The organism is Georgenia deserti, assembly GCF_042680605.1.
In the GTDB taxonomy this organism is placed as follows: domain Bacteria; phylum Actinomycetota; class Actinomycetes; order Actinomycetales; family Actinomycetaceae; genus Allobogoriella; species Allobogoriella deserti.
The window spans coordinates 527,578-549,894 of record NZ_JBHUEE010000001.1 but is presented as its reverse complement, the minus strand read 5'-3'; the positions used below and the strand labels follow the sequence as shown (position 1 = coordinate 549,894).

Sequence of the window (22,317 nt, the reverse complement as noted above, 5' to 3'; positions counted from 1 at the left end):
GCATGAGCACCACCGCACTGACTCACGCGCCCACGGCGCGGTCGAGCACCGAGGCCACCACCCCGCGCCGCCGGCGCATCGCCAACCGGCGCCGCTTCGCCCGCCACGTGCTGCTGACGATCGTGCTCGTGCCCGCGGCCGCCCTGTGGCTGTACCCCGTGCTGTGGATGGTCTCCGCGTCGCTGAAGACCAACACCACGATCTTCTCCTCCATGGGCCTGATCCCCGAGGCGCCGGAGTGGGAGAACTACACCCGCGCCTGGTGGACGGCCAACATCGGCCCGTACTTCTGGAACACGCTGCTCATCACGGCCGCGACGATCGCGATCGTCGTCATCACGACGGCGATGATCGGTTACGTCCTGGGGACCTTCCCGTTCCCCGGACGCCGGATCGTCATGGTGCTGATGATCGCGACGTTGTTCCTGCCCGAGGGGTACACGATCATCCCGATCTTCGACCTCATCCGCTCCCTCGGGCTGAGCACCTCGCTCGCCGGCATCGTCCTCGCGGAGTCCGGCGGGGCCCACGTGATGATCATCCTGCTGTTCGCCGGCTACTTCCGGCAGCTGCCCCGCGAGCTCATCGAGGCCTCCCGGATCGACGGCGCCGGGTTCCTGCGCACCTTCTGGACCGTGATGCTGCCGCTAGCCAAACCGGTGCTGGCGACCGCGATCATCATGACGCTCATGCGGGTGTGGAACAGCTTCCTCATCCCATTGGTGCTGACCCTGACCCGGCCCGACCAGCGCACCCTCGCCGTCGGCGTCTACGCCTTCCAGGGCGAGAACGCGACGGACTGGACCGGCATGGCCGCCGCCTCGACCATCAGCATGCTGCCGATCATCATCGCGTTCCTGCTGCTGCAGCGGTACTTCGTCGAAGGCATCGCCGGCGCCATCCGCGGCTGAGCCGCCCTGCCCACTACCCAGATTCCTGCCCACCCCTGGCCGACCCCGATCAAGGAGAACCGTTGCTCTACGGCGTGTCCTACTACCCCGAGTACCAACCTTTCGACCGACTCGAGACCGACGTGGCGATGATGAAGGACGCCGGGATCAACTACGCCCGGCTCGCCGACTCCATCTGGACGCTCAGCGAGCCGGCCGAGGGCGAGCTCGACGTCTCCTGGCTCGGGCCGGTGCTCGACGCTTTGCACGAGGCCGGCATCAAGGTCATCCTCTGCACCCCGAGCTACGCCATCCCGGCCTGGTTCGCGCAGCGCTACCCCGAGGCGATGAACCGGCGCCTGGACGGCACACCGCTGCCCTACGGCGACCGGCAGAACGTCGATTTCACCGACCCGACCTACCGCCGCCTCCTCGAGCGCCTCATCCGGACGATGCTCGAGCAGCACGCTCAGCACCCGAGCGTGGTCGGGGTCCAGGTGGACAACGAGACCGGCGGCCGGCCGATCGCCACGCCGCGGGCGTTCGAGGAGTTCGTCCGCCGCCTGGAGCGGAAGTTCGGCGACATCGACGCCGTCAACGACACCTGGGGCCTGAACTACTGGTCGCACCGGCTCTCCGCGTGGGACCAGCTGTGGCAGCCGCTGGGCAACACGAACCCGGGCTACGACCTCGAGTGGCGCCGCTACCAGGCCGAACTGGTCGCCGAGTTCCTCGGCTGGCAGGCCGGGATCGTCCGCGAGTACCTGCGGCCGGACCAGCTCATCACGCACGACGTGGTCGGCGGGCACGGCCTGCCGCACGCGGATCGGAAGAAGATCGGGGACGTGGTCGACGTCGCCGCCGAGAACGTCCCGCACCACACTCAGGACGCATTGGCCCACCCGCCGGTGGGCGGGCACGCCAACTACCACGACCCCGACGGCGTGCACGGCGCCTACCAAATCTACTTCCGCTGTGACATGGCGCGGGCGAGCGGGCACCGCAACTTCCTCGTCACCGAGATGAACCCCATCAGCGTCGGCGGAGCGGGCCACACCTACACCGCCTACGACGGCCAGTGGCGCCTCGCCGCCTACACCTGCATCTCCCGTGGCGCGAACGCCGTCGCCTACTGGCACTGGCACAGCAACCACTTCGGCACCGAGACCTACTCCCACGGCGTGCTCAACCACGACCTGCAGCCCAACCGGTGTTACGACGAGGTCACGCGCATCGGGCACGAGCTGCAGCAGGTCGGCGACCGGCTCACCGACCTGACCCCGCACGCCGACGTCGCCTTCCTCTACTCCCCCGACTCGCGCTACGGCCTGGCCGCCCAGCCGGCGCTGTCCGAGGCGGGCAGCGCCCGGCCGGACCGGCGCTCCTACGAGCGGATCTTCAACGCCTTCTACCGCAACTATCTCGACGAGCGCGCCCAGGCCACCGTCACCCACGACCCGGCCGAGCTGGCCGACTATCCGGTCGCCGTCGCGCCCGCGTACTACATCGCCGACGACGCCGCCCTGGACACGTTGGTCGACTATGCCCGCGACGGTGGCCACCTCGTGCTGACCTTCCGCAGCGGCTACGCCGACGAGTTCGCCCGGGCGCGGTGGGAGCGGGCACCGGGCCGGCTGCGCGAGGCCGTCGGCGCCGGGTACAACCTGTACTCCAACCTCGAACGGCCGGTGCCGGTGCGCGCGGCGGACGGCGCCGGGCTCGACCTGCCGGATGGGGCCGCGGCCACCGCGTGGATGGACGAGCTCGTCCTCGAGGGTGCCACCCCGCTGGCGTACTACGAGCATCACACCTGGCACCGCTACCCCGCCGTCGTCACCCACGAGTTCGGCGCCGGGCGGGTCACCTACGTCGGCACGCTGCCGGACGCCACGCTCGGGCGCGAGATCGCACGCTGGGTGCTGGACACCTCGGGCATCGAGCGGGCCGGTGCGGGGCTTCCGGAACAGGTGTGGGTCACCCGCGCCACCGCGACGGACGGCGCCGAGCTGACGTTCGTGACCAACTTCAGCCACGAGGAGATCGACATACCCGCGCCGGCCACCGGGCAGGACCTGCACACCGGGGCGCAGATCGGCGCCGGTACGCCGCTGACACTCGGTCCGTGGGACGTGAGGATCGTCGATGCCGGCAACTGAGGCCACCAATCTCGTCGGCGGCGCGTGGGTGGGCGGCACCACCGAGGTCGAGGTCCGCGATCCGTCCACCGGCGAAGTCGTCGGCACCATCCAGGCTGCCGGCCGCGAGCTGGCTCGCGAGGCCGCCGACCGCGCGGCCGAGGCGCTGCCCGCCTGGTCCGGCACCACGGCGCGCCGCCGAGCCGACGTGCTGCACGCCGCGGCCGCCGCACTGCGCTCGCGCCGCGGCGAACTCGGCACGCTCCTGGCGCGGGAGGCGGGCAAGCGGCTGCCCGAGGCGCTCGGGGAGATCGACTTCTCGGCCGAGTACCTGCGTTGGTTCGCCGAGGTCGCCCGCCGCCCGACCGGCGAGATCCATGCGCCCGAGGCCCCGGGCCGCCGGCACCTGTCCGTGCGGCGTCCCACCGGCGTCGCCGTCAGCCTGACGCCGTGGAACTTCCCGGTGAGCATCCAGGCGCGCAAGCTCGCACCCATGCTGGCCGCCGGCTGCACGGTGGTGGCGCGCACCTCCCAGCAGGCGCCGCTGGCCGCCACGGAGCTGGTCCGGTGCCTGACCGAGGCCGGGCTGCCGGACGGAGCGATCAACCTCGTGCACGGCCCGGCCGGGGAACAGACCACCGCCCTGCTGGACCATCCGGCGGTGCGGGTGGTGAGCTTCACCGGCTCCACCGCCGTCGGCCGGTCGGTGGCCGAGCGGGCGGGAGCGAGACTGGTCCGCCCGCTGTTGGAGCTGGGCGGGAACGCCCCGTTCGTCGTCCTGGACGACGCCGATCTCGACGCCGCCGTCGAAGGTGCGGTGCTCGGCCGGCTGCGCAACACGGGCCAGTCGTGCGTGGCGGCGAACCGGTTCTACGTCCACCGCGCCGTCGCCGGCGAGTTCGCCGACCGGCTCGCCGCCGCGTTCGACGCCCTGCGCCTCGGGCCCGCCGTCCCGGACGACGGCGAGCCCCAGGCCGACCTGGGCCCGATGATCGACGAGGCCGCCGCCGCGCGAGTACGCGACCTCGTCGCCGGCGCGGTCTCGCGTGGAGGCGAGCTGCTCACCCGCCGTACCGACGCCCCCGCGGAGGGCTGCTTCCTCGCACCTGCCCTGGTGGCGGTGGCCGACCCGCAGGACCCGTTGGTGACCACCGAGGTGTTCGGTCCGGCGGCGGGCATCGTCACCGTCGACGACGAGGACGAGGCGTACGCGCTGGCGAACGCGTCCGAGCAGGGGTTGGCGGCCTACGCCTGGACCCGGGACGCCACGCGTGCCTGGCGGGCGAGCGAGCGGCTGGAGGCCGGCGTCGTGGGCATCAACGACCCGCTCCCCTCGGTCGCGTTCGCCCCGATGGGCGGGATCAACCAGTCCGGCCTGGGCCGGGAAGGCGCCGACATCGGCATGCACGAGTTCCAGGACGTGCGCCACGTGGCCTGGCGTGACGGGCCGTGAGCGCGGCCCTCGCGCTGCTGGCCGTCGCGGGCGGATCCACGTTACAGCGGCTGACCGGGATGGGGTTCGCCCTGGTCGCCGCCCCGGCGCTGGTCCTCCTGCTCGACCCGGTCGAGGGGGTGCTCGTCACGAACGCCGGTGCGTCGCTGGCGGCGCTGCTGCTGTTCGTCAAGTTGCGCGGCGCCGTGGACTGGCGCCGCCTGACCTACCTGCTGCCGGCCGCGCTGGCGGGAATCGCACCCGGGGCGTGGGTGGCGCTGACCGTGCCCGCCCCGGTGCTGGACGTCGTCGTCGGGGTGGCGGTGATCGGTGGGATCTCCGCCTCGTTCGTCGCCGCCCGGGTGGGCGAGATGCGCGGCCGCGGGCCGATGATCGGGCTGGGGTTCGCCTCCGGCTTCATGAACGTCTCCGCCGGTGTCGGCGGCCCCGCGCTCAGCGTGTACGGGGTCGCCTCCCGGTGGGCACAGGTCTCCTTCGCCGCCACCCTGCAGCCGCTGTTCCTCGCGATGGGCGTGGTCTCCCTCGCCGCGAAGTGGTGGGGCGGCGGCGCGGACGTCGCCACGCAGCCGTGGTGGCTGTGGGCCGGGGTGGCGGCGACGGTGGTGCTCGGTGTCGTCGTCGGCTCGCGGTTGGCGCCGCGCGTCAGTGCGGGGCAGGCCCGCACGCTGGTCATCGTCATCGCCTACGTCGGCGGCGTGGCCACGCTCGTGCGTGGCGTGGCGGCACTGTGGTGAGTACGGCCGCCCGGTGGCGGCCAGAGGTGAGAGAGGATGCGTGAGGTGGAACCAGTCGCGATCGTGACGGGCGGGGCCCGGGGCATCGGCCGTGCCGTCGTCGAACGGTTCGTCGCCGGCGGTCATCGCGTCGTGCTGGTCGACGTCGACGACGCCGCGGCGACCGAGGCGGCCGAGGCGGCCGAGGCCAGTGGCCCCGCGGTGCGGGCGGTGGCGGCGGACCTCGCCGACGACGCCCAGCGCGCCCGGATCGTCCCGGAGACGGTGGACGCCTTCGGCCGGGTCGACGTCGTCGTCAACAACGCCGCCAGCCTCGGTGAGCGGCGCCCGTTGATCGAGCTGGCTGACGCCGACATCCGCCGCGTCATCGAGACCAACCTCGTCGCGACGACGGCGCTGAGCCGGGACGCCGCCGTCCACCTTCCCCGCGGCGGCGCCGTGATCAACATCGCCAGCATCCAGGAGCTCATGCCGTTGGCCACGCACGCGGCCTATGTGGCCACCAAGGGCGGCATCTCCGCGCTCACCCGGGCTCTCGCCGTCGAGCTGGGTCCGCGCGGCGTGCGGGTCAACGCGGTGCGGCCCGGTGTCATCGCGACGCCGTCGATGGCGATGAGCCGCCGCGAGCTCGGGCTGGGCGAGGCGCTGGAGGAGGAGACCTCGCCGACGTTGCTGCGGCGGTCCGGCCGGCCGCAGGACGTGGCCGAGGCCGTGTGGTTCCTCGCGAGCGAGGCGGCGGGCTTCATCACCGGCACCTCGCTGACCGTCGACGGTGGGCGCAGCATCAGCCGGCGCCCCGACCCTCTCGAGCAGGAGGCTGCCGATGCGTGAGAGGACGACCGCAAGAGTCGATCGCATCGAGACGTTCCTCGTCGCGCCGCGGTGGATCCTCGTCCGGGTCACCACCGACGACGGCGCCCACGGCTGGGGGGAGGCGATCGTGCCCAAGCGGGTGCGCGCCGTCGTCGGGGCCGTCGAGGACATGGCCGAGAACCTCCTCGGCACCCCGGCCGGGCACATCAGCGACATGACGTGGCGGATGCGCAACGGCGCGTTCTTCCGCGGCGGCCCGATCCTCGCGACGGCGGCGGCCGCGATCGAGCAGGCACTGTGGGACCTGGCCGGGCACCGGCTCGCAGCACCTGTGCACGACCTCTTCGGTGGGCCGGTCCGCACCTCGGTGCGGGCCTACGCCTGGGTGGGCGGAGACCGCCCGCGGGACGTGGTGGCCCACGTGCAGGCCCGGCAGGGGCAGGGGTTCGACATGGTGAAGATGAACGCCACGGAGGAGTTGGACCTCATCGACCGGCCGGCGCACGTCGACGCGGTGGTCGAGCGCGTCGCCGCCATCCGCGACGCCGTCGGCACCGAGATCGACGTCGCGCTCGACTTCCACGGCCGCGTGCACCGCGCCATGGCGCGGACACTGCTGCGCGAACTGGACGGTTACCGGCTGGCGTGGATCGAGGAACCGCTCCCGCCGGGCCACGAGGACGCCTACGGCCAGGTCTTCTCGAACGACCGGTCAACCCCGATCGCCACGGGCGAGCGCCTGACTTCACGATGGAACGTGCGCCGCGTGCTCGAGGAGCGGGTGGTGGACGTGCTGCAGCCGGACGTCTCGCTCACCGGGATCGCGGAGTTGGTGGCGATCGCACGGCAGGCCGAGGCCTACGACGTCGCCGTCGCGCCGCACTGCCCCAATGGGCCCGTCTCGCTGGCCGCATCGCTGCAGGTGGCGAGCGCGTCGGTGAACGTGCCGGTGCTGGAGCAGAGCGTCGGCCTGCACTACCACGAGGGGTACGCGGGCCTTCCCCGCGGGGAGCTGTTCGACTACCTGAGCGACCCGGGGCCGCTACGCACCGACGACGGCCGGTTCGCCGTCCCCGGCGGTGCCGGACTCGGCGTGGAGGTGGACGCCGAGGCCGTCGCCGCTTCCCCGCCGTGGTCGCTGCACGATCCCCAGTGGCGCCTCGAGGACGGGCGCAACGCGGAATGGTGACGGCGATCGGCGCCGTGCCCGCCGGCTGGCGCGGTCCTGGGAGAGAATCGGCGGACGCGACGAACGGAAGGGTGCGCGATGACCTCGGGTGAGATCCGGTGGAAGTCCCTCGGGCACGAGAACGTCTCCAGCCGCATCGTGACCCAGGTCCGCGAGCTCGTGCGCACCAACCAGCTCAGCCCGGGTGACCGGCTGCCCTCGGAGCGGGAACTCGCGGCGCTGCTGGGCGTCTCTCGTCCCTCGCTGCGCGAGGCGCTGAAGTTGCTGCAGGCTCAGGGCGTGCTCGAGATCCGGCACGGGCACGGCGTCTTCGTCTCCGAGCCGCGGGCGGCGGCGTCGCTGCGCGCCGCACTGATCCGTGAGGACATCGGGGTGGACGAGTTGTTCGCGATGCGTGAGGTCCTCGAGCTGCCGGCCGCCGCCTGGGCGGCCGAGCGGCAGAACACCGAGGCACTGGCCGCACTCGAGGAGGCGCACGCGGAGCTCGACGCCTACTCCTACACCGAGGACCTCGACTACGAGCGGCTGCGGGAGCTCGACGCCGCCTTCCACCTGAGCATCGTCGCCGCCTCGGGCAACCGGTTCCTGCGGCAGACGACGATCATCCTGCACGAGATCCTCGCGGCCGGCATGCAGACCACCCTGCGGGTGCCCGGCAGGGTGGAGAAGTCGCGTGAGGACCACCGGCGCATCCTCGAGGCGATCCTGGCCGGGGACGTCGCCGGTGCCCGCGAGGCGGCCCAGGCGCATGTGCGCGCCGCCTGGGCGGTGGCGCACGACGTCCTCGGCACGCCGGGCGACGGGCCACCGAGGTCGTGACCACCGGCGCGTCCGGTCGAGGCGGCAGTCACAGAGTCCTGTGCTTACGGCGCGTGCGCCTGGTCCGAGCGGGGACGGCCGCTTAGGTTGGCCACGTGGTTCGTTCATCGCTCGCTCTCGCCGCCCTCGCCACCACGGCCGTCCCCGGACTGGACGTCGTGGCGACGAGGCCGCCGCAGGCGACGACGAGCGAGTACCAGACCACCGGCCTGCTCGACGCAGGCGGCCGGGGTTGGGTCATCCGCGCCCCGCGTACGCCTGCCGCCGGGGCCGCTCTCGAGGGCGAGGTAGCGCTGCTCGAGCAGCTCGCCCGCGAGGTCGACACCGGGCGGCTGCCGTTCGACGTCGCCCGGCCGGTGGGCTTCGCCGAGCTTCCCGAGGGCGGGCGGGCCATGGTGCACCGGGTCCTCGTCGGCCGTGCCCTGGTGCTGGACGAGCTCACGCCCGGTCCCGGGCTGACCGCGAACCTCGCCCGGGCGATCGCCGCGTTCCACGAGCTCGACGACTCGGTGATCGAGCGGGCTGGACTGCCGGTCTACGATCCGGACTCCTATCGCAAACGTCGCCTGGCGGAGGTCGACGAGGCGGCCCGCACCGGTCACGTGCCCTCCGCGCTGCTCAACCGCTGGGAGCACGCGCTGGAGGACGTGCGGCTGTGGCGCTTCCGGCCCACGCCGGTGCACGGTGATCTCGCGCCGGAGCACGTCCTGGTCCACGAGGGCCGGGTCAGCGCCGTGCTCGGTTTCGCCGACGCGCACGTCGGTGACCCGGCCGAGGACCTGGCGTGGCTGCAGGCCTCCGCCCCCGAGGACTCGCTCGACGCCCTCGAGGAGGCGTACGCGCTCGCCCGGACCGAGGGCACCGACGAGATGCTCCTGGACCGTGCCACGCTCGTCTCCGAGCTCGCCCTCGCCCGCTGGCTGCTGCACGGCGTGCGCACCGGCGAGCAGTCGGTCATCGACGACGCCCGCGAGATGCTGCGCGGGCTGGCCGAGGACGTGGCCGACGCCGGCGAGATCGGCGCGCGGCACGACGACCCGCCGCGCACGTCGGCTCCCCCGGCGCCCGCGGTCGTCGACGCACCGGACGAGGAGGACGTGCCCGGGTTTCTCGCCGAGGACGGGCCTGCACGGGAGGGGCACGGCGACGCCGGGGACCGCGCGGGCGGCGACGCGGCGATCGAGGCCGGTGCCGATGACGCGGCTGCCACCGCTACCGAGCCCACCACCGACACCAAGCCGAGCACCGCTGCCGAGCCCGCCACCGACGAGCAGCCCGGCCGCGGCGGCGCCGCGGACGGCACGACCGAACCGCTGCACCTGGGCGAGTCGCTGCCCGACTTCCTCACCGAGCGGGACGAAGACCAGGCGCGCTGAGGGCTGGACCGCCCACCTCCGGCCCGGCGCCGCCCTGACACGGCCCGCTCCCCCACCTGCCCGGACGCCATCTCCGCCGCGCGTCCGAACGCGCCGCTCAGCGCGAGCCCGCGGCTCGGTCCGATCCGATGGCTCGGGTGAGGCGGGCGACGATCTCGTCGGCATCGAGGTCTCCGGCCCGCACGGTCTCGTCGTGGGCGACGTAATAGAAGACGCCGCGCACGCGCTCAAGGGGCACGCCGGCGGCACGTGACCAGGCGAGCCGGTACAGCGCGAGCTGCATCTCTTTCTCGGCGAGTTCGTCGGCGCTGCGCGGGGGACGACCGGTCTTCCAGTCCACGACCTCGACCTCGCCGTCCGCGCCGATGAAGACGGCGTCGATCCGGCAGCGCACGATCGTGCCTGCCACGGGGGTCTCGAGGTCGACCTCCACCTCGGCCGGTCGCCGGGTGGCCCACTCCGACGCCGCGAAGGTGCGCTGCAGGCGGGCGAGCTCGGCGTCGGTCAGGGCGTAGGTGCCGTCGTCCTCCCCGCTGCCGGTGACGTCGTCGACGTCGAGGAGCGCGGCCCGGCCGTAGAAGTGCTCGACCCACTCGTGGAAGCGGGTGCCGCGGCGAGAGACGAGCGTGGGTTCGCTCGGCACCGGCCGGCGTCGGTCCCGGGCGAAGCCCTGCGGATCGTGGACGAGTCCCACGACGGCGGAGGCGGACAGGTGACCGGCCAGCGTCACCTCGCCCGGTCCGCGGTCGGCGTCACGCTCGGCCAGCAGCAGCTCGGCGTCCCGGCGCCAGGCGTCGATGACGCCGTCACCGGTGCGTGCCGTGAGGTCGAGCTCGCTCGCGCGGGCGCTGCGGACGGCGGAGGCGGCCGCCTCGCGGACCGGGCGCCGGGCGCCCAGCGGGTCGTACGGCCACGGCGCCGGCGGCGCCTCGGCCCCCGGATTCTCGGCGTCCTCGTCCGGTTCGGGAGCCCAGTCGTCGAGGTCGCGGGCCAGGCCGGCTCGGCGCGGTTCGGCGAGGAACCGCGACGGCGGCAGTGCCGACTTCCCGTCCCGGAACCACGAGCCGCTCAGCAGCAGGCAGTGCTTGGCCCGGGTGAGCGCCACATAGGCCAGCCGCCGCTCCTCGGCCACCCGGTGCGCACCGGCGTCGACGCGGAACTGCTGGCGGGCCCGCTCCACCTCGTCGTGCGTGGCGGTCCCGGCGATGTCCAGCGCGGGCAAGGCGTCGGCGTCGCGGCGTAGCGGGTACGGCAGCTCGCCGACGGCGGTCAGCCAGGCGTTCGCCTCCACACCGAGGTCCGGCCGCGGGCGGGTGTCATAGCCGGGGAACTGCGACTCCACCAGTCCGGGCACGGCCACCACGTCCCATTCCAGCCCCTTGGCAGCGTGCACGGTCAGGACCTGGACGACGGCGGAATCGGGCTCGACCTCGCCGGTCTCGACGGCGTCCAGGCCACGTTCGCGTTCCTCGGCGGCGTCGAGCCAGTCGAGGAACGCCCCCAGGCCGGGACGGTCCGTGTCGCTCGCGAAGGAGGCGGCGACGTCGGCGAACGCGTCCAGGGCGGCGCGCCCGGACCCCGATCCACCGGCTCGCACCGCCACCTCGATGTCCAACCCGAGCAGCTGCTCGGTGGCAACGACCAGCTCGGGCAGCGCCAGGTGACCGAGGGACCGGATCTGTCGCAGGACCCCGCCGAGGTGGCGGAGCCGGGCCGCGCCGGTCTCGCTGATCGTCTGTCCACGTGGCCCGGTCCACCCTGCCGGCGGCGGGTTCTCCACGGCCTCGACGAGGCTGGCTTCCTCGCGCGGGTCGAGCCGGTGCTCGGCGTCGTCGGACAGCGGCTCGACGGCGCGGTCGGCGAGGTGGCGGGCCCAGTCCTGCAGGCCGTGCAGGTCGGTGACACCGAGCCGCAGGTTGGTGAGCAGGCGCACCAGTGCGTCGCCGCGCGTGGCGTCCTGCGAGACGCGGAGCGCGGCGCGGACGTCGACGATCTCCGGCGTGGCGAGCAGCCCCCCCATGCCGATGACGCGGTGCGGCAGGCCCTTCTCGGTCAGGGCTCGCACGACGCTGGCGAACTGGCTGCGTTTGCGGCAGAGCACCGCCGCGGTCGCCTCCCCCGCCGGCTCCCAGCGGGTGGCGAGGAACTCGGCGACGCGCTCGGCCTCCTCGAGCTGGCCCGTGACGTACAGGCCGGTGACCTCGCCGTTCTCGGCGCCCGGGCGGGCCTGCAGCCTCGGCACGTCGACGGTCGGGCCTGGTCCGGACCCGGCCCGTAGCGGCGCCGAGACCGCGTTGGCGGCAGCCAGGATGTCCTGATCGTTGCGCCAGGAGGTACTCAGCGCCAGCGTCCGGGCCGGCTGCGCCGCACCGTCGCCGCACGCGGCATCCGTGCCGTCCCCGGTGCGGCGAGCCGCGGACCCGCCGGCGGTGTCGGCGCCGTCGGCGGAGGTGATCCGCGGGAACCGGGCGGGGAACTGGGCGAGGGAGGCGGCCGAAGCGCCGCGCCAGCCGTAGATGGCCTGGTGCGGGTCACCGACGGCCGTCACCGGGTGTCCGGCGCCGAAGAGGTGGCTGAGCAGTTCGAGCTGCGCGACGGAGGTGTCCTGGAACTCGTCGAGCAGGACCACCCGGTGCTGGGCGCGCAGTTGTGCGCCCACGTCGGGGTCGGCCTCGGCGATCCGGGCCGCGATGGCAACCTGGTCCGCGAAACCGACGAGGCCGCGGTCCCGCTTGCGTTGTTCGAAGGCGTCGACGAGGTCGAGGAGAGCGAGCCGTTCGTCGATGACGGCGGCGATCCTGGCGACCTCACCCTTGGGCTTCTTGAGCCTGTCGGGCTGCTTGTCGAGCAGGTCGGCACGCAGGTCGTGGAGGAGTGTGCGGGCCTCGTCCGGGTCGAGGACGTTCTCCGTCAGACCGGAGGCGAGGTCGAGGACGGCCTGGGTGACGGTGCTGACGGCCTTGTCAGTGGCGAGGTCCTGTTGCCACGTCTGGACGAGATCGTCGGCGAGCTGCCAGGCGCCGGCGTCGGTGAGCAGGCGCGCGTCCGGGTCGGCGCCGACCCGCAGGGCGTGATCGCGCGCGATCGTGCCGGCGAAGGAGTTGTAGGTCGCGATCTGCGGGCGATCGGTCTCCAGGGCGCCGGTGGACGCGGCGCTGCCGTCGGTGAGGTCCTCGGGCGGAGCGATCCCGGCCGCGCGCAGGGCGCGCAACCGGGCACGGACGCGATGAGCGAGTTCGGCGGCGGCCTTGCGGGTGAACGTCAGGCCGAGGACCTGCTCACCGCGGACGAAGCCGTTGGCGACGAGGTAGACGACGCGGGCCGACATCGTCTCGGTCTTGCCGGATCCGGCACCGGCGACGACGAGGAGCGGCTCGAGCGGCGCCTCGATGACCTGCGTCTGCTCCTCGGTCGGGCGTGGCTGACCGAGGAGTTGGGCGATCTCGGCAGCGCTGTACCGCGCTTCGCTCGGCTGCGGCGGAGCAAGGTCGGGACCAAAAAGCTCGAGCTGATGGGTGGTCATTCGGTCGCCCTCCCGCCGTCTTCCTGCAGCGGGCACGAGGTACGAACCGGGCAGGTCCGGCACTTCTCGTTGATGGTGGCCACGAATCGCGCTCCGCCCATGGTCTCGGCGGCCTCTCCCACGAGCTCGTGCGCCCACCGTGGGTCGTCATCGGCCTGCAGGGCCGGCTGGTCTCGCACCGCCGCCTTCTTTCCCGTGCCGAGGTAGACCAGGCGGGCGCCGTCGGCGTGCAGGTCGCCCCAGGCGCCGGATTCCACGGCGACCTGATAGGACCCGAGCTGGGGGTGGCGTCTGCCGTCGGCTGCGGAGACGGGGTTCTTCGAGGTCTTGAGATCGACGACGCGGACGGAGCCGTCGTCCAGATGCTCCACCCGGTCCATGCGGCCGATGAGCCGGGCCCGCCCCACGGCCACGGAGAACGCCCGCTCGACGTCGACCTCACCCGGGACGGAGGCGATGTAGTCGGCGAGCCGCTCGATCATGGCATCGGCCTGCTCGCGGCGCCGGCGGCCGACCCATCCCTCACCGGCGCCGAGCTCAGGCCATCGCGCGTCCAACGCCTGCCGGAGCTCCTCATGGGTGCCGTGCGGATGCTCGGCGGCGATCTCGTGGACGAGGTTGCCGACCGCCTGGTCCGCCGACGGGGCGGAGCGGCCGCCGGCTTGTTCCAACGCCCAGCGCAGCGAGCAGGTGGTGGCCTGCTCCACGCCGGACGGGCTGACCGGGACGTCCTGCTCGGCCGGTCGCAGCGGGTCGGTGCTGCTCTCCGGCTCCAGCGCGGCCCACTCGGCAGGGTCCGCGCCGGGCACGCCGCGATCGGCCAGGTGGGCGAGCAGGCGTGCGGCCTCCTGTCGCCGGACCGGTGCCCGGGGATCGGTGGCCGCCTGTTCGAGGACGGCGCGCAGTTCGGCCACGAGGCCGCGCAGGTCGAGGGCGGTCGGGACGTCCTGGACGCGGCTGGGGTCGTGATCGGGCGCCAGCAGCTCGAAAAAGGGCGAGGGGCGCGTCTCCTCGTCCAGGACGGCGGTGACGAGCAGCCGGCGGCCGGCGCGGGAGACGGCGACGGCGAGCATGCGCAGCTCGTCGTCGAGGACGGCGCGGCGCGCGGGACCGTAGGCGCGCGAGCCCGCGGAGGCGTCCGCGATCCGACCGGACTCGAGGTCCGCGAGCACGCCGGCGCCCAAGGTGGAGTCGCGCAGCCGCAGGTCCGGCCAGAGGTCTTCCTGCAGGCCTGCGACGGCGACCACCTGCCACTCCTCCCCGGCGGCTCCCGCCGGGGTGAGCACCTGGACGGTCTCACCGCGGATGCCGTGCGCGGCGAGAGTGTCCGCGGGCAGCTCCTGGGCACGGAGATGCTCAAGGAACCCGGCGGGGCCGCCGCCCACGGTGCGGTCGGTGTACTGCTCGGCGGCCCGGAAGAGTGCCATGACGGCGTCCAGGTCGGCGTCGGCGCGCTCGGCGCCGGGCCCGCCCGCCAGCGCGCGTTCGCGCCAGGGTTCGGCAAGTCCGGTCGCCTCCCACAAGGCCCACAGGACCGTCTCCGCCGTCGCCGTAGTCTGGTCGAGTGCGCGGCGGCCGGCCTCGAGCACGGCGGCGACGCGGGCGGCGGGCGCGGCTCCCGGGAGCCCGGAGCACGCGTCCGGATCGGTGACGGCGGCGGCCAGAACCTCGTCCACGGGCCGTGCCCCGCCGCGAGCGCGCTCGAGGCCGCGAAGGGTGCGCCGTAGCCCGCGCATCGCGACGGCGTCGGCGCCACCGATCGGCGAGCTCACCAGTTCTGCGGCCTGCTCCGGCGTCGGCCGTCCGGTGAGGACGGCGGTCAGGGCGGTGAGCAGTGGCCGGACGGCGGGTTCCTCCTGGAGCACGCCGGGGGTGGGCTGGCCGCCGACCGGCACTCGCCAGGCACGCATGGCTCGCTGCAGTTCGCGTACGTGACGGGCGGAACGGGCGATCACCGCCATCTGGGACCAGGGGGTGCCGTGCCGCAGGTGCTCCTCTCGGAACCTCCGGGCGATCCACGCCCCCTCCTGTGGCCGCGAGCGCAGGACGGCCGGGGCGACGCCGGACGCGGGTGGCTGGGCACCTGAGGAACCGGTCGGTGCGGGACAGCCGGCTACCGCGCGGCGTTGGCCGGCAGCGCCGGTGGTGGCGATGGCGGCGGTGATCGCCATGGTGGCCGCGCGCAAGTCCGGCGGGTGGCGGTGCGCGGTCCGCAGCTCGATCCGGTGGGCCGCGAAGCCGCCGAGGCCCTCGCGGGTCTCGGCCAGACCGACGAGCGCCGGCGTTCCGCCGCGGAACCCTTGGACGCCGGCGTCCGGGTCGCCGTGCAGTAGGAGCTGGGCACCGTCGTCCGCGAGCGCACGCAGCAGCCGGGCGGTGGCGAGGGTGGAGTCCTGGTGGTCGTCCACCACCACGGCAGACCAGCGTGGGCGCGGATGGGCTGGGACTTCTGCCTCCCAGGCGAGCAGGGCCGCGGTGGCCTCGTCGACGATGCGTGCGGCGTCCAGCCGGGCGCCCCGGTCCGGGGTGAGCTCACCGAGTGCGGTGACCTCCTGGTACTCCTCGAGGAGGACGGCGGCGGCGACCCATTCGGGGCGGCCGTGCCGGTGACCGCGCTCGGCAAGTTCCTCGGGCCCGAGCCCGAGCTCCGCGGCTCGCATGAACAGGTCTCGCAGTTCGCCGCGGAAGGCGCTCATGGCGAGCGTCTCGGGCCCGATCGCGTCCGGCCACCGCACGTGCGCGCCGAGGCCGGCGCGGTGGCCCTCCAGCAGTTCGGCGAGGATCTGGTCCTGCTCGGGGCCCGTGATCAGGGTCGGCGCCGGCTCGCCGAGCAGCGTGGCCCGCATACGCAGCACCGAGTAGGCGAACGAGGCCGGTGTGCGGACGAGGACCTGCCGCGTGGTCCGGGCGAGCCGGGTGGCCACGACGTCCCGGACGCGGGCGGCTGCCCGGCGCGTGGGCACGAGCAGCAGCACGCCCTGGTCCGCCGCCTGTTCCGGCGTCCGGCCGGCCCGGTGGAGGAACGAGGCGATCGCCGTCGTCGTCTTCCCGGTGCCCGGAGCGCCGACGACGAGCAGGTTCCCGGCGTCGGGCTCCCAGGCGACGGCGGCAGCCTGGTCCGGGTCCAGGGCGGGCGGCGCAGACGCGGGCTCGGGCAGAGCCAGGCGCAGGCCGTCCCGCGCCACGTTCGATCCGCTCACGACCCCGATGCCATCACAGGCCACCGACATCGGCCGGGCGCCGCGCTGCCGGGGAGCGTATCCCGCCCCGCACAGGCGACGGTTCCGCGTCGATCAACTCGCCTCGGCGGGCCAGGAGCTCGGTTCGCAGCCGTCGAGCCGGATCGACTGCTGCAGCATGATCGGCGCGAGCTCCCCCTCGGCCGGGCAGTCGACGTGGGGGTGTCCCAGAAGGTGACCGACCTCGTGGTTGACGAGGTACTGGCGGTACTCGGTCACGTTCCCGTCGCCGTCGAGGAACGGCCGGGCGCCTTCGGACCACCGCACGGCGTTGAGGACGGCGCGCTCGTTGCGGCCGCAGGAGTACTCACCGCCGGTTTCGAGCGGGACGCACAGCTCGTCCGTGAGGTCCGGCGAGGCCAGCACCACCGACATGTCCGGGTCCTCGGCGTCGGTGCGCACGAACTCCACGGAACCGTCGTGGCCCCAGCCCCGCTCGTCATTGAGGGTGTCCATGACGAACCGGGCGAACGCACTGCCGTTGACCGGCAGTCCCCGCTCGACCTGGACGCGGACGGTCCGCACGTCCGGCCGCTGACCGGCGGGCTGGCGCCGGGTCGGCACCGTCCGCAGCTCGCCCGAGGCATGCTGCGGCATGGCCTCGGTGGTGGGCAGACCCGCGCGGGCACGCATGGCGCGCGCGATGTCCTCGAGAGACCGCCCGAGAAGGGAGCGTTCGAGCCAGCGCATGGCGGTGGCGCCGGACCCGGCCGCCTCGTCCCGCAGGATGTCCGCCGGGGGCGCCGGCCGGGAGTCCTCGGACGAGGGATCCTCCGTGGCACCGTCGATGGGCGCAGCCACGACACCGCCGGGCAGGGCGGCGGTGGGGGCGGCGATCGGGAGCAGCAGGCCCAGCAGGGCAAGGGCTCCGACGACGGGACGGGTCAGGCGCACGTGCCTCATTCTGACATCAGCACGCCTGGCGGTGCGACGAGCCTGTGGATGTCGCGGCAATCCGCAGGCGCCACAACGGCACGCCGCCGCACGCCGCCCGTACGGGGCCGCACCACCCCGCGGCCGGTCGATTCCGCCGTCGGCGAGCAGCCCCGCCCGCGCGCCGGTGCAGCACATACGATGGCCGCGGTACCCGGACGGCGCCGCCGTCCGCGACATCGACGCAGGAGGGCCACCAGGTGGAGATCACCATCGGCGTGCAGCACGTCAGCCGGGAGTTGACGCTGGAGACCGACAAGAGCGCGGACGACGTCCAGGCAACCGTGAACAAGGCCGTCGACGACGGCGGCACCCTTGTCCTCGAGGACGAGAAGGGCCGTCAGGTGGTGGTGCCGGTCTCGTCGCTCGCCTACGTCGAGATCGGCTCCGGCGAGCAGCGCCGCATCGGCATCGTCTGATCGCTCGGCCGTCTCCGAGCGATCAGACGCAGCGGCCCAGGGCACGCGGTGCCCTGGGCCGCCCGCGTCCGGGCCGGCGCCCGCTTTGTCCAGCGTGTCGCTCGTCACCGTTGCGGGTCCGTCGGCGCCCGGGGCGGTATCCTCGTCCGCGTACCCGGTTGCCCGGTCGTCACGTAGCAGCTTGAGAAGCCGCCGCCAGGCGGCGCAGAAACTTCACGATCGGCTGCCGACCGCCGCGCGACGCCGGCTCCGCCAGGAGGCGGAGACGCCGGTGCGTGCCACGACCGAAGGTTCACATGACAGAGCAGAACACCGGTGTGCTCGACACCAGCAACGCGACCGTACCCGCCGCCGACGACGCCGCGGCGGACATCACCGACGACCTCACCCCCGCGGACCTCGAACAGAACACGTTCGCCGACTTCGACGTCGACGAGGCGATCGTCGGCGCGCTGCGCGACGTCGGGATCACCCACCCCTTCCCCATCCAGGCCCTGACTCTGCCGGTGGCACTGAGCCGGCACGACATCATCGGCCAGGCCAAGACCGGTACCGGCAAGACCCTCGGCTTCGGCATCCCGCTCCTGCAGAACGTCGTCGCTCCCGGCGAGGACGGCTGGGACGATCTGCCCGACGCCGGGCGCCCGCAAGGGCTGGTCGTGGTCCCGACGCGTGAGCTGGCCAAGCAGGTCGCGGACGACCTCGCCACCGCCTCGCGGCGCCGCAAGGTCCGTATCGTCCAGGTCTACGGCGGCCGCGCCTACGAGCCGCAGATCGAGGCGCTGGCCGCCGGCGCCGAGGTCGTCGTCGGCACTCCGGGGCGCCTCATCGACCTGATGAAGCAGCACGTCCTGGACCTGCGGCGGGTGCGCACCGTGGTCCTGGACGAGGCCGACGAGATGCTCGACCTCGGCTTCCTGCCGGACGTGGAGACGCTGCTGGCCGCCACTCCGGCCTCTCGGCACACGATGCTGTTCTCGGCCACCATGCCCGGGCCCGTCATCGCGATGGCCCGCCGGTACATGACCCGGCCGACGCACATCCGCGCCCAGGACCCGGACGACACCGGCGCGACGGTCAAGCAGACCCGTCAGGTGGTCTACCGGGCGCACGCATTGAACAAGATCGAGGTGCTCGCGCGGATCCTGCAGGCCGAGGGCCGCGGGCTGACCATCGTCTTCGTCCGGACCAAGCGCACCGCCGCCCGCGTGGCCGACGACCTCGCCGAGCGCGGGTTCGCCGCGGCCGCCATCCATGGCGACCTCGGTCAGGGCGCGCGCGAGCAGGCGCTGCGCGCGTTCCGCTCGGGCAAGGTCGACGTGCTCGTCGCCACCGACGTCGCGGCCCGCGGCATCGACGTCGACGACGTCACGCACGTCATCAACTACCAGTGCCCCGAGGACGAGAAGATCTACCTGCACCGCATCGGCCGCACGGGTCGTGCGGGCAACAAGGGCACCGCGATCACCTTCGTGGACTGGGACGACGTGCCCCGATGGACGCTGATCAACAAGGCGCTCGATCTCGGCGTTCCGGAGCCGGTGGAGACGTACCACACCTCGCCGCACCTGTACTCCGACCTGCGCATCCCGGAGGGCACCGGCGGGCGGCTCCCGCGCGCCGCGCGCACCCGGGCGGGCCTGGACGCCGAGGAGGTCGAGGACCTCGGTGAGACGGGGAAGAAGCACACCTCCGGCGGGCGGCGCGGGTCCGGGACGCACGGTGGTTCCGGCACGCGTGGCGGCCGCGGTTCGCGCGACGGCGGCCGCTCCCACGGGTCGCGGGACGGCGCTCGCCAGTCCGGTGAGGGCGGCGACCGTCCGCGGCGGCGTCGGCGGCGCCGGACTCGCGGCGGACGTCCGACCGACGGGGGCCAGAACTCCGGCGCGGAGCAGGCCTGAGCGCCACTGCTTGAGCAATCGGGCTCAGGCTGTACCGGCCGGTCGGGCGTGGCCGGACCGGCCGGTCACAACCGCGAGATCCCCGCACGTAGTCCGTCGGCCAGCTCGCGGACCTGCGCATCGGTCATGACGAACGCCGGTGAGATCTGGACGGCGCCGGCGCCGACGGCGCGGGTGGCCACGCCCACCTTCCGCAGCTCCAGGACGAGCCGTGGTGCGAGCGTCGCGTCCTCGAGCTGGACGGCGGCCAGCGCGCCGGTGCCGCTGCGCACCTCGGCGACCGCGTCCAGCTCGGCCAGCGGCGCGAGCTCGCGGGTCAGGCTGACCTCCAGGCGGGCCGCCTCGTCGAGCAGTCCTTCGCGTTCGACGATGTCGAGGTTGGCCAGGGCCACCGCGGCGGCGACGGCGTGCCCGGAATAGGTGTAGCCGTGCCGCAGCCACGTGCCCGGTTCACCGAAGAACGGCTCGGCGACCCTCGGCGCCACGAACACCGCGCCCATCGGGAGGTATCCGGAGGTCAGGCCCTTCGCCGTGGTGATCATGTCCGGCTCGAGCGCGAACCGGGTGGAGGCGAACCACGAGCCGCCGATCCGGCCGTAGCCGGTGACCACCTCGTCGGCGACGAAGAGCACGTCGTACTCGGTGCAGACCTTGCGGACCTCGGCGAGATACCCCTCGGGCGGCGGGTAGACGCCGCCGGCGCCGATGACCGGCTCGCAGAAGAACGCCGCGACGTTGTCCGGTCCGATGCGCTCGAGGGTCTCGCGGAGCGACTCGGCGGTGTCCCAGCCGACGGTCTCGGTGCGCGGGCCGAGGTCGCCGTAGCCCTCCCGGTTGCCGGGGATCCCGGCCAGGGCCGTCCCGGCCACGTGCATGCCGTGGTAAGCCTTCTGCCGCCCCACGATGACCGTCTTGTCCTCACGGCCGGCCTCGACCCAGTAGCGGCGGGCCAGCTTCGCGGCCGTGTCGACCGAGTCTGAGCCGCCCGAGGTGAGGAAGACCCGGCTGCCCGGCACCGGCGCGAGACCGGCGAGCCGTTCGGCGAGGTCCAGCGCCGGGCGGGTGGCGTTGTCCCCGAACGTCGAGTAGTGCGCGAGCGTGGACATCTGGCGCGCCGCGACCTCGCCGAGCTCTGCGCGCCCGTGGCCGATGTTGGTGAACCAGAGCCCGGCGGTGGCGTCGAGGTACCGGCGGCCGTCCTCGTCCCAGACATGGGCGCCCTCACCGCGGGAGAGGACGAACTCGCCGTCCCGCTCGACCGCTGCCATGTCCGAGAACGGATGCCACAGGGCGCCCATGGGTCACCTTTCGCGTCACGGGTGGGTCATCCGAAGACTACCGATCCGTCCGGGCGTGACGCGCCCAGGTCTCACGGCCCCTGCTCGACGAGCGCGAACACGGCGTCCGCCATGAGCTGGACCGCGATCGCGGCCAGCAGGAGACCGGCCAGCCGGGTCACCAGCGTGGTGCCGGAGTCCCGCAGGACGCGGTGGATGACCACGGAGAAGCGCATCGCGAGCCACAGGCACAGGTGGACGGCGACGAGCGCGACGGCGATGGCCACCCAACCCGGAACCTCGCCGTCGGCGTCCTGGACCGCCAGCATCGCGGCGACGATGGCGCCGGGCCCGGCCAGCAGCGGGGTGCCGAGCGGGACGAGCGCGACGTTGACCGGTGCGGCGCCGTCCTCCGGCTCGGGTTGTCTCCCCCAGCCCATGAGCAGCTCCATGGCCACCAGCAGCAGGAGCAGGCCGCCGGAGAGCTGCAACGCCGGGAGGGAGATCTGCAGGAAGCTGAGGATGTACTGCCCGAACAGCGAGAAGACGAGGATGACGCCGAACGCGACGGCGGTGGCCTGCCGGGCAGCCCGGCGTCGCTGCGCCGCCGTCATCCGCGAGGTCAGGCCCAGGAAGACCGGCACGGTACCGAGCGGGTCCATGATGACGAACAGCGTGAAGAACGTCGTCGCCAGCAGGGTCAGGTCGACGACGCCGCTCACGGGCGCACCACGGGCAGCCGCCCCTCGGCCTCGATCCGGTCCAGCACGGCGGTTTCGGTGAGTCCCTCCCCTAACCGGTTGGGCTTGCCCGCGCCGTGGTAGTCGCTAGCGCCGGTGCGCGCCAGGCCCAGGCGGTCGGCGAGTGCGGCGAGGTGACGGACGGCGTCGGGCGTGTGGTCGGGGTGGTCGATCTCCAGCCCGAACAGGCCGGCCTCGGCCATGTCCGCGATCGTGGCGTCGGAGAGCACCTTCCCGCGGGCGTCGGCGCGGGCGTGGGCGATGACGGGGACGCCGCCGGCGGCACGCACCCGGGCCACCATGTCGACGGCGTCCGGGGCCTGGTAGCGCACGTAGTACTTCGTCGAGGCGTTGACGATAGTGGCGAACGCGAGCGAGCGGTTCTCGACCACTCCGGCGGCGACGAGGGCGTCGGCGATGTGCGGCCGGCCGATCGTCGCCTCGTCCGTGGCCTGCGCGCGCACGGCCTCCCAGCTGATCGGGTAGTCCTCGGCGAGCCGGGCCACCATGGTCTCGGCGCGCTCCAGCCGGGCCTGCCGGGAGCGTTCCAGCTCCTCGAGCAGAGCCGGCTCCACGGGGTCGTGGAGGTAACTGAGCAGATGGACCGAGACGCGGTCGGCGCGGCACGAGATCTCCGCGCCGCGGACCAGGGCGACGCCGGTCTCCGGGACGACCGCGCTGGCCTCGTCCCAGCCCCGGACGGTGTCGTGGTCGGTCAACCCGACGGCGTCGAGTCGTGCTGCCGCGGCGGCCCGGACGAGATCGGCCGGGCTGTCGGTGCCGTCGGACGCATCGGAGTGGGTGTGCAGGTCGATACGCCGCTCAGCTGCTGACACGCCGACCAGGGTACGGCGAAGCGGCGTCGCCCGACGGCCG

16 protein-coding genes are annotated in these 22,317 nt (G+C 73.6%); 10 read left to right on the top strand and 6 right to left on the bottom strand.

What is annotated here, in order from left to right; all coding sequences use genetic code 11:
* Positions 1-2 precede the first annotated feature (2 nt).
* The 8 genes from ACFSE6_RS02610 to ACFSE6_RS02575 all read left to right on the top strand — a co-directional run bounded on the left by ACFSE6_RS02610 (position 3) and on the right by ACFSE6_RS02575 (position 9,409).
* Positions 3-911: a carbohydrate ABC transporter permease gene (locus tag ACFSE6_RS02610; protein WP_388002138.1), complete on the top strand. Its 909-nt coding sequence runs from the start codon at positions 3-5 to the stop codon at positions 909-911.
* A gap of 62 nt (positions 912-973) precedes the next feature.
* The gene (locus tag ACFSE6_RS02605; RefSeq protein WP_388002137.1) at positions 974-3,046 is read left to right on the top strand and encodes a beta-galactosidase; all 2,073 of its coding nucleotides are present in this window, start codon (positions 974-976) and stop codon (positions 3,044-3,046) included.
* A complete protein-coding gene (locus ACFSE6_RS02600) occupies positions 3,033-4,478 on the top strand; it encodes an aldehyde dehydrogenase family protein (protein ID WP_388002136.1) in 1,446 nt (481 codons plus the stop codon). The genes ACFSE6_RS02605 and ACFSE6_RS02600 overlap by 14 nt, the downstream gene beginning before the upstream one ends.
* On the top strand, positions 4,475-5,212 hold the full coding sequence (locus ACFSE6_RS02595; RefSeq protein WP_388002135.1) for a TSUP family transporter: 738 nt from the start codon (positions 4,475-4,477) through the stop codon (positions 5,210-5,212). The genes ACFSE6_RS02600 and ACFSE6_RS02595 overlap by 4 nt, the downstream gene beginning before the upstream one ends.
* A 36-nt stretch (positions 5,213-5,248) precedes the next feature.
* Complete coding sequence (locus ACFSE6_RS02590) at positions 5,249-6,043, top strand: SDR family NAD(P)-dependent oxidoreductase (protein ID WP_388002134.1); 795 nt, start codon at positions 5,249-5,251, stop codon at positions 6,041-6,043.
* Entirely contained in the window at positions 6,036-7,214 is a 1,179-nt protein-coding gene (dgoD, locus tag ACFSE6_RS02585) for a galactonate dehydratase (RefSeq protein ID WP_388002133.1), read from the top strand. The genes ACFSE6_RS02590 and dgoD overlap by 8 nt, the downstream gene beginning before the upstream one ends.
* A 78-nt stretch (positions 7,215-7,292) precedes the next feature.
* Positions 7,293-8,033, top strand: coding sequence for a FadR/GntR family transcriptional regulator (locus ACFSE6_RS02580; RefSeq protein ID WP_388002132.1), 741 nt, complete (start codon positions 7,293-7,295; stop codon positions 8,031-8,033).
* A 95-nt stretch (positions 8,034-8,128) separates the two neighbouring features.
* Entirely contained in the window at positions 8,129-9,409 is a 1,281-nt protein-coding gene (locus tag ACFSE6_RS02575; protein WP_388002131.1) for a phosphotransferase, read from the top strand.
* Positions 9,410-9,506: 97 nt separating this feature from the next.
* On the opposite strand, the gene ACFSE6_RS02570 is transcribed toward ACFSE6_RS02575, so the two are convergent.
* From ACFSE6_RS02570 to ACFSE6_RS02560, 3 genes are all read right to left on the bottom strand, one after another.
* A complete protein-coding gene (locus ACFSE6_RS02570; protein ID WP_388002130.1) occupies positions 9,507-12,932 on the bottom strand; it encodes an ATP-dependent helicase in 3,426 nt (1,141 codons plus the stop codon).
* Positions 12,929-16,132: an ATP-dependent helicase gene (locus tag ACFSE6_RS02565; protein WP_388002129.1), complete on the bottom strand. Its 3,204-nt coding sequence runs from the start codon at positions 16,130-16,132 to the stop codon at positions 12,929-12,931. Before ACFSE6_RS02565 ends, ACFSE6_RS02570 begins: the two co-directional genes overlap by 4 nt.
* A 93-nt stretch (positions 16,133-16,225) precedes the next feature.
* Positions 16,226-17,065: a DUF3152 domain-containing protein gene (locus ACFSE6_RS02560; protein WP_388002128.1), complete on the bottom strand. Its 840-nt coding sequence runs from the start codon at positions 17,063-17,065 to the stop codon at positions 16,226-16,228.
* A gap of 239 nt (positions 17,066-17,304) precedes the next feature.
* Between ACFSE6_RS02560 and ACFSE6_RS02555 the strand changes: the two genes are divergently transcribed.
* Positions 17,305-17,523, top strand: coding sequence for a DUF3107 domain-containing protein (locus tag ACFSE6_RS02555; protein ID WP_388002127.1), 219 nt, complete (start codon positions 17,305-17,307; stop codon positions 17,521-17,523).
* Positions 17,524-17,819: 296 nt separating this feature from the next.
* The gene (locus ACFSE6_RS02550) at positions 17,820-19,424 is read left to right on the top strand and encodes a DEAD/DEAH box helicase (protein ID WP_388002126.1); all 1,605 of its coding nucleotides are present in this window, start codon (positions 17,820-17,822) and stop codon (positions 19,422-19,424) included.
* A 65-nt stretch (positions 19,425-19,489) separates the two neighbouring features.
* On the opposite strand, the gene ACFSE6_RS02545 is transcribed toward ACFSE6_RS02550, so the two are convergent.
* The 3 genes from ACFSE6_RS02545 to ACFSE6_RS02535 all read right to left on the bottom strand — a co-directional run bounded on the left by ACFSE6_RS02545 (position 19,490) and on the right by ACFSE6_RS02535 (position 22,277).
* A complete protein-coding gene (locus ACFSE6_RS02545) occupies positions 19,490-20,722 on the bottom strand; it encodes an aminotransferase family protein (RefSeq protein WP_388002125.1) in 1,233 nt (410 codons plus the stop codon).
* A 71-nt stretch (positions 20,723-20,793) separates the two neighbouring features.
* Positions 20,794-21,423 carry a MarC family protein gene (locus ACFSE6_RS02540; protein ID WP_388002124.1) on the bottom strand — a complete coding sequence of 210 codons (630 nt, stop codon included), beginning with the start codon at positions 21,421-21,423 and terminating at the stop codon, positions 20,794-20,796.
* Positions 21,420-22,277 carry a PHP domain-containing protein gene (locus tag ACFSE6_RS02535; protein ID WP_388002123.1) on the bottom strand — a complete coding sequence of 286 codons (858 nt, stop codon included), beginning with the start codon at positions 22,275-22,277 and terminating at the stop codon, positions 21,420-21,422. Before ACFSE6_RS02535 ends, ACFSE6_RS02540 begins: the two co-directional genes overlap by 4 nt.
* Positions 22,278-22,317 lie beyond the last annotated feature (40 nt).

What these genes read in the sequence shown, in the direction of transcription:
- ACFSE6_RS02610 (WP_388002138.1), top strand. Translation starts at nt 3, where the DNA reads ATGAGCACCACCGCACTGACTCACGCGCCCACGGCGCGGTCGAGCACC.
- ACFSE6_RS02580 (WP_388002132.1), top strand. Translation starts at nt 7,293, where the DNA reads ATGACCTCGGGTGAGATCCGGTGGAAGTCCCTCGGGCACGAGAACGTC.
- ACFSE6_RS02600 (WP_388002136.1), top strand. Translation starts at nt 3,033, where the DNA reads ATGCCGGCAACTGAGGCCACCAATCTCGTCGGCGGCGCGTGGGTGGGC.
- ACFSE6_RS02550 (WP_388002126.1), top strand. Translation starts at nt 17,820, where the DNA reads ATGACAGAGCAGAACACCGGTGTGCTCGACACCAGCAACGCGACCGTA.
- dgoD (WP_388002133.1), top strand. Translation starts at nt 6,036, where the DNA reads ATGCGTGAGAGGACGACCGCAAGAGTCGATCGCATCGAGACGTTCCTC.
- ACFSE6_RS02570 (WP_388002130.1), bottom strand. Translation starts at nt 12,932, where the DNA reads ATGACCACCCATCAGCTCGAGCTTTTTGGTCCCGACCTTGCTCCGCCG.
- ACFSE6_RS02590 (WP_388002134.1), top strand. Translation starts at nt 5,249, where the DNA reads ATGCGTGAGGTGGAACCAGTCGCGATCGTGACGGGCGGGGCCCGGGGC.
- ACFSE6_RS02545 (WP_388002125.1), bottom strand. Translation starts at nt 20,722, where the DNA reads ATGGGCGCCCTGTGGCATCCGTTCTCGGACATGGCAGCGGTCGAGCGG.